The 602-nt window shown below is 66.6% G+C and carries 2 protein-coding genes; both read right to left on the bottom strand.

Annotated elements, in window-relative coordinates; genetic code table 11:
* On the bottom strand, positions 1-253 hold a 253-nt coding region (locus HMPREF1207_RS30185), incomplete at its 3' end, for a hypothetical protein (RefSeq protein ID WP_016423578.1).
* 123 nt (positions 254-376) lie between these two features.
* Positions 377-602: hypothetical protein (locus HMPREF1207_RS30190; protein WP_016423579.1), on the bottom strand; the 226-nt coding region annotated here is incomplete at its 5' end.

Here is a 602-nt window from a genome sequence, read left to right on the forward strand (position 1 = left end):
TCGGCTCCTGTTGCACCTGTGGCTCCGTCGGCTCCCGTAGCTCCTGTTGCTCCATCGGCTCCCGTTGCACCTGTTGCTCCATCAGTTCCGGTCGCACCTGTGGCACCTGTGGCTCCATCAGCTCCGGTTGCGCCTGTCGCTCCGTCAGCCCCGGTTGCTCCTGTCGCTCCGTCGGCTCCTGTTGCACCTGTTGCTCCGTCGGCTCCTGTTGCACCTGTCGCCCCATCAACTCCGGTCGCACCTGTGGCTCCATCGGCTCCCGTGGCTCCTGTCGCTCCGTCGGCTCCGGTGGCACCTGTCACTCCGTCGGCTCCGGTTACACCTGTCACTCCAGTCGGCCCGGTCGCACCTGTCGCTCCGTCAGCTCCCGTTGCTCCTATCGCTCCATCAGCTCCGGTTGCTCCTGTCGCTCCAGTCGGCCCGGTCGCACCTGTCGCCCCGTCAGCTCCGGTTGCTCCTGTCGCTCCATCGGCTCCTGTGGCCCCTGTCGCTCCATCAGCTCCCGTAGCACCTGTTGCTCCATCGGCTCCTGTTGCGCCTGTTGCTCCGTCAGCTCCCGTGGCTCCTGTCGCTCCATCAGCTCCCGTTGCTCCTGTCGCTCC

The sequence above is a fragment of the Paenibacillus sp. HGH0039 genome (genome assembly GCF_000411255.1).
Lineage (GTDB): Bacteria > Bacillota > Bacilli > Paenibacillales > NBRC-103111 > Paenibacillus_F.